The 6,564-nt window shown below is 72.2% G+C and carries 6 protein-coding genes; all 6 read left to right on the top strand.

The features are described from left to right. Positions 1-419: transglutaminase family protein (locus Q1K57_RS14025; protein WP_300083674.1), on the top strand; the 419-nt coding region annotated here is incomplete at its 5' end. 11 nt (positions 420-430) lie between these two features. Further along, positions 431-3,010 (top strand): circularly permuted type 2 ATP-grasp protein, encoded by a 2,580-nt coding sequence (locus tag Q1K57_RS14030; protein WP_300083676.1) that lies wholly within the window; start codon positions 431-433, stop codon positions 3,008-3,010. After that, a complete protein-coding gene (locus Q1K57_RS14035) occupies positions 3,007-3,915 on the top strand; it encodes a transglutaminase family protein (protein ID WP_300083678.1) in 909 nt (302 codons plus the stop codon). The genes Q1K57_RS14030 and Q1K57_RS14035 overlap by 4 nt, the downstream gene beginning before the upstream one ends. 10 nt (positions 3,916-3,925) lie before the next feature. Beyond that, on the top strand, positions 3,926-4,639 hold the full coding sequence (locus Q1K57_RS14040; protein ID WP_300083680.1) for a DoxX family protein: 714 nt from the start codon (positions 3,926-3,928) through the stop codon (positions 4,637-4,639). Between the two features lie 50 nt (positions 4,640-4,689). After that, the gene (locus Q1K57_RS14045; protein ID WP_300083682.1) at positions 4,690-5,625 is read left to right on the top strand and encodes a PAC2 family protein; all 936 of its coding nucleotides are present in this window, start codon (positions 4,690-4,692) and stop codon (positions 5,623-5,625) included. A 47-nt stretch (positions 5,626-5,672) separates the two neighbouring features. Next, positions 5,673-6,564: Hsp70 family protein (locus tag Q1K57_RS14050; protein ID WP_300083684.1), on the top strand; the 892-nt coding region annotated here is incomplete at its 3' end.

A 6,564-nucleotide genomic window follows, 5' to 3' on the forward strand; every position in this document is an offset into this window, starting at 1 on the left:
TGGTCGAGGGGCGGCACGTGCTCACCTGCAACGGCGTCCCGGTGCCCATGTCGAGCGCCGGCGGACCCGACCGTGTGGGCGGCGTCCGATTCCGTGCGTGGGCGCCGCCCTCGGCGCTGCACCCGTCGATCGGCATCCACAGCCCGCTCGACTTCGACCTCGTCGACACGTGGAACGGCCAGTCGCTCGGCGGCTTCACCTACCACGTCGTGCACCCGGGAGGCCGCAGCTACGACCGGTACCCGGTCAACGCGGCGGAGGCCGAGTCGCGGCGCAACAGCCGGTTCGTGCCCAACCGCACCTCGGGGGCCGTCGACATGAGCGCGTGGCCGCCGGAGTCCAGCCTGCTCGCCGGCATGCCGGGCGAATACCCAGCCACGCTGGACCTGCGGCGCTTCGACCGCGGTCACAGCGAGTAGCCTCGGACCTCATGACGGCGCAACCCACAGACGCTGCCAACGCCCTCCTCGACGGCTACGCCGAGCGGCTCACCCATCCGAATCCCTCCTTGCCGCTCGGCACGGCCCGTGGCGTCGACGCCCTCGCCGCGGCCCGGGGGGCGTCCGCGCTGCTGCCGGACGCAATCACGCGGTTCGGCACGCTCGGCCTGCAGACACGCCGGCGGACCGTCGAGCGGCTCATCGCCGACGACGGCATCACGTACGGCGGTTCGACCCCCGACCGGCCCGCCCGGCCGTGGTCACTCGACCCGCTCCCGCTCGTCCTCGAGGCCCGCGAGTGGGCCACCCTCGAAGCCGGCCTCGCCCAGCGGGCACGCTTGCTGGACGCCGTCATGGCCGATCTCATCGGCCCGCGCCGGCTGCTCCACTTCGGCGTGCTGCCCGCCGAGATCGTCGCCGGCCACCCCGGTTTCCTCGTCCCCGCGCACGACATCAAGAGCCAGGGCGGGCACGCGCTGCCGATGGTGTCCTTCGATCTGACCCGCGACCCGTCGGGGGCGTGGACCGTGCTCGCCGACCGCACCCAGGCGCCGTCCGGCGCCGGCTACGCCATGGCCAACCGCCGCATCATTGCGCGTGCCATGGAGCCGGTGCACCGCTCGGCCAACCTGCGCCGTCTGCGCGGCTGGTTCGACATCCTCCAGGCCGCCCTCCAGGACGCCGCGCCCACCGGCGTCGAGGACGTACCGCGCGTTGTCCTGCTCACATCGGGGCCCGGCAGCGAGACGGCCTATGACCAAGGGCTGTTGTCGATCCTGCTCGGCCACCCGCTCGCCCAGTCGGACGATCTCGTGCTGCGCGATGGACGCCTCTGGCTCCGCACCACCGGGCGGCTGGAGGCGGTCGACGTCGTCCTGCGCCGCGTCGACCCGGACTGGTGCGACTCACTCGACCTGCTGCCCCAGTCGCGCCTGGGCGTCCCCGGGCTGGTGGCGGCGGCGCGCCGCGGGGCCGTCAGCATCGTCAACCCGCTGCGCGCCGGCCTCCTCGAGAACCCCGGCCTCGTGCCGTTCCTCGGCGCCGCCAGCCGCTACCTGCTCGGCGAGGACCTCGCCCTCCCCCAACCCGCCACCTGGTGGTGCGGCGACGAGGCCTCGCGGCGGCATGTCCTGGCCCATCTCGGCCAGCTGATCGTGAAGCCGATCGCCCGCGCCTGGGCCACCGCCGACCGCCCCGGCTGGCTGCTCAGTGCGGGTGAGCAGGAGCGTCTGCGTGCGCGTATCGAGGCCCAGCCGTGGGCCTGGTCGGCGCAGGAACCCGTCGTCCCGATGACGGCCCCGGTCGTCACCAACCTCGGCCTGGAACCGCGCAACGCCGTCCTGCGCACGTTCGGCGTCGCGCTCGACGACGACGTGCACTTCCTGCCCGGCGGCCTCGGCCGCGTGGCGGCCACCGCCGACGCGTTCGTGGTGACCAACCAGTCGGGCGCCGCCTCAAAGGACGTCTGGGTGTTCGAGGCCGAGGGGGTCCCCCGCCCGCGCGTCGACCTGGACGCCCACGTCCGCACCCGCGCCCTCATCACCGACGCGCAGTTGCCGGGCCTCACGCCCCGGTCGGCCGACAATCTGTACTGGATGGGCCGCTACGCCGAACGCGCGGAGTTCGTCTCCCGGATGCTCATCGTCGCCGACAACATGGTCGAGGACCACGCAGGGCGTCCGGGCACCCCCGGCCACGCCGCGATGCGCGCGGTGCTCGCCGCCGTCACCGAAGTCACGACGGTGCGTCCGGGCTTCACCGGCCCGGACGCCGACGGGCGGATCGCCGATCCTGGCCCCCATCTCGTCCGGCTGCTCACCGACGCCGACACGCCCGGCACACTGGCGAACAGTGTCCGGCGCGCGGTGAACGCCTCGTTCGTGGTGCGCGAGCTGCTGAGCCTCGACACGTCGGCCGTCCTCTCCCGGCTGCAGCGCACCGTGACAGACGCCCGCGCCGACGGCGCCGACGTCGCCGTTCAGCATTTCGCGACCCGTTCGCTCGACTCGACGCTCGCGCTCTCCGGGCTGATCTCCGAGAGCCTCGTCCGCGACGCCACGTGGGCGTTCCTCGATGCCGGACGCCGCGTCGAGCGAGCCCAGACCACCCTGCGGCTGCTGCGCAACACGATCGCCCTGCCCGGGTCGCCCGTCTCGGAGGCGATGCTCACCGAGTCGGTGCTGCGCGTCGGCGACAGCCTCATCACCTACCGCCGTCGCATGGCCGCCGGCGTGGGCTCGCCGCGACCGGTCGCCGCCGCGCTCGACCTCCTCGTGACCGACGCCACCAACCCGCGCTCGATCCTGTTCCAGGTGGAGAAGCTGCGCGACGCACTCGTGCACGCCCCCGACCCGCGCGTCAGCGAGCGGGTGCGCCAAGCGCTCACGTTCGTCCGTGGCCTCGACCTGGAGGCACTCTCGCGCGGCCAGCGCCTCGATCTCGTCGACGCCCTGGTGGAGCTGGAGCAACTGTTGCGCGGCCTGTCGGACGCGATCGTCGACACGCATTTCCGGGCCCAGGCCCCCCAGAGCAGCTTCGCCGTCGCCGAACTCGCAGGAGGCCGGGCATGAGCGCCGACCATTACGCGCCCCGCCGGTACGAGGTGCGCCACGAAACGGCCTACACCTACGAGCAGGATGTGACGACCTCGTTCGCCCGCGCCTGCCTGCGGCCGCGCGAGACCCCCTTCCAGCGCATCGAGGATCACACCATCTCGATCAGCCCGACGCCCGACGTGCTCGACGAGCACACCGATCTGTTCGGCAACCACAGCCACTACGTCGAGATCCAGACACCCCACACCGCGCTCGTCGTCATCAAGCGCAGCATCGTCGAGGTCGCCTTCGAGCCCGTCGATCTCGACGCCCTCGACGCCTGGACGGTGGCGGACGCGGCCGCGGCGGTGGCGCGGGACGCCGACGCCGACCCGCTGGAGCGCGCGATCTTCATGATGCCGTCCGATCTCGTCGAGCTCTCCCCGCCGGTCGCCGCCTTCGCCCGCACGCTGCTGTGGCCCGAACGGCCGCTCGGTCAGGCCATCCGTGCGGTCTTCCACGACATCTACACCAACTTCACCTACGCCAAGGGCGCGACCAGCGTCTCCACGACGCTGCCCGAGCTGCTGGAGGCCCGCGGGGGCGTCTGCCAGGACTTCGCGCACCTCGCCGTCGGCTGCTTCCGGTCGGTCGGGCTGCCCGCCCGGTACGTGAGCGGCTACATCGAGACGTACGCGCCGCCCGGCCAGGTGAAGCTGGCCGGGTCGGATGCGACGCACGCGTGGGCGTCCGTGCTCGTGCCGGGCGGCCGGTGGGTCGACCTGGACCCGACCAACGATCACCTCGCCGACAGCCGGTACATCACCACCGCGTGGGGCCGGGACTTCCGCGACGTCTCGCCGCTGAAGGGCGTCATTTTCACCGAGGGCAAGAAGAGCACCCTCAAGGTGGGTGTGGACGTGATCCCGCTGGGGGACTGAGGGAGGAACCGTGACCTACGACCACTGGGACGTCGACGATCCGGACGCCGAGCGCACCCAGGTGCTGCCGCCCGTCGGGGAGACACCGGAGCCCGAACCCGAGCGGACCAAGGAACTGCCGACGGTCGCCCCCGCTCTCACGCCCGTGCCGGTGAGCGAGCCCGTGCGGCGTCCGGTCGAGGTGCCTCCGGCGTCAGGTGCCTCCCGTCCGGTCGACCCGCGCGGCACCGACGCGTGGGCCTATCAGATGGCCCGGCAGAACAACAAGGGCACGACCGACGTCGGGCTCCTGCTGCTGCGCCTGCTCAGCCTTCCGCTGCTGCTCCACGGCATCGCCCACGTGGTCACCTATCCGGCGTTCGTCGAGACGCTCGCCGGCACCTCGCTCGGTGCCCAGCTCCCCCCGGACGCCCTCGCCGTCGCGCTCATCGGCGGGCAGCTCACCCTGCCGCTCTTCCTCGCAGTCGGCGCCCTCACCCGCCTCTGCGCAGCGCTGCAGTCAGCGATGATGGCGCTCGTCTGGATGTTCGGGCCGCTCGTCACGACCGGGGTGTTCGACCCGCAGACCGGGGCGCTCGCCGGCGAGGCAGCGCTCGCCTACGCCGCCCTCGCGCTGCCCCTCGTGTTCACGGCCGCGGGCCGGATCTCCATCGACCACGGCCTCACCTCCGGCCGCCGCGAGCGCGTCGCCACCCGACGGATCGAGAAGGCGACCCGCGTCTGAGGAATGAACCCTGCGGCCCTGGTGTTGAGGGCGGTGAAGGAGGTATCGCCATGCTCGACCCCACGACCCTGTTCCGCTGGGAGCCCCACGTGGACCAGCGCACGGTGCACGTCGACACGCTGGTGGTCACGCTCGGCTCCTACGTCGACGCAGGGCACACGCAACGCCAGCTCGATGACCACCTCCTGCAGCGCCTGCCCAACCGGCTGCTCGGCACGTTCGACGCCGACCAGCTGTACGACTACACGACGCGACGCCCGCAGATCGTGTTCGACCGGAACCGTTTCGACGACTTCCGCGGCCCGCGTCTCGCCCTGCACCTGCTCACCGACCACGATGGCCGCGACTTCCTGCTGCTCAACGGTCCCGAGCCGTCGCTCCAGTGGGAGCGGGCCGCGGCCGCCGTCGTGTACCTCGCAGACCAGCTCGGCGTCGCGCACACGCTGGTCGTCTCGACGATGCCTGCGCCGGCTCCGCACACGCGCCCGGTCTTCATCTCCCGCTACGCGAGCGACCCCGCGCTCGTCGCTGGGGAGCCGGCCGTGCTCGGCACGTTCAACATCGCTGCCGCCTTCCCCGGGCTGCTCACGCTGCGGCTCGGCGAATCGGGCCACGAGGTCGTCGGGCTGCTCGCGCATGTCCCCCACTACCTGGCCGAGACCGACTTCCCGCCGGCGGCGTCCGCCATGGTCAAGGCGCTGCGGGACCGCACCCATCTGGCCCTGCCCACCGACGGGTTCGAGCTCTCCTCCGCGCTCGCGACCAAACAGATCGACGCCCAGATCGCGCAGAGCGAGGAGCTGACCGAGATGGTCCGCACCCTCGAGGAACAGTACGACCGGTTCGTCGAGCAGGTCCGCCTCAGCCCCAGTCACGACGGCCAGCTGCCGAGCGCCGACGAGCTGGGGGCCCGCTTCGAGGACTTCCTGGCGAACCTCGGCGACGAAGGCACGGATCAGCCGCAGCCGCCAGCAAGCGACACCTAACGAGACCTTTTTGGTCCAGGCGACAAGCCGCGGGTACGGTCGTGGGCATGCAGCTCGGGATCGACTTCGGAACCACCCGCACCATCGTCGCCGCCGTCGACCGGGGTAACTATCCGGTGGTCAGCTTCACCGATCATCTGGGTGAGGCCGTCGAGTACATCCCGACCGTCGTGGCCCGCTCCGGCGACCGTCTCGTCTACGGCTTCGAGGCGATGGACGCCGCCGCGCACGGCGCTGTCCTGGTGCGCTCGTTCAAGCGTCTGCTCGCCTCGGGCAGCGTCACGCCGGGCACCAGGGTCGACGTCGACGGCCTGAGCGTCGGACTGTCCGATCTCGTCACCGGCTTCCTCGCGTCCGTGCGTGCGACCCTGCTCGCCGACTCGAACGTGGCCGACTCGCTGCCACCCACCGGCCCCATCGACGCCGTGGTCGCCGTGCCTGCACACGCGCACTCCGCGCAGCGTCTGCTGACCCTGGACGCCTTCCGCAACGCCGGCTTCCACGTACTGGCCCTGCTCAACGAGCCGTCGGCCGCCGGCTTCGAGTTCACGCACCGACAGAGCCGCGCCTTGAACGCACGGCGCACGCGCGTGCTCGTCTACGACCTGGGCGGCGGGACGTTCGACGCGTCCCTCGTGCGCGTCGACGACCGCACCCACGAGGTCCTCGGCTCGCTGGGCCTCAACCAGCTCGGCGGCGATGACTTCGATGCGGTGCTCGCCCAGGTCGCCCAGGGCGCGGTCGAACCCGGGGCCGAGCTCACTCCGCACGAGCGCGGGGTGCTGCTGGACGAGGTTCGCGCCGCGAAGGAGACCCTCACCCCGCAGACCAGGCGCCTGGCCCTCCAGGTCGGGCACACGCCCGTCGTGGTCGACGTCGACGACTTCTACCTCGCCGCCCGGCCCCTCGTGGAGGCCACCCTCGACGCTCTCGCCCCCC

This window comes from Propioniciclava sp. (genome assembly GCF_029977985.1).
GTDB lineage: Bacteria > Actinomycetota > Actinomycetes > Propionibacteriales > Propionibacteriaceae > Propioniciclava.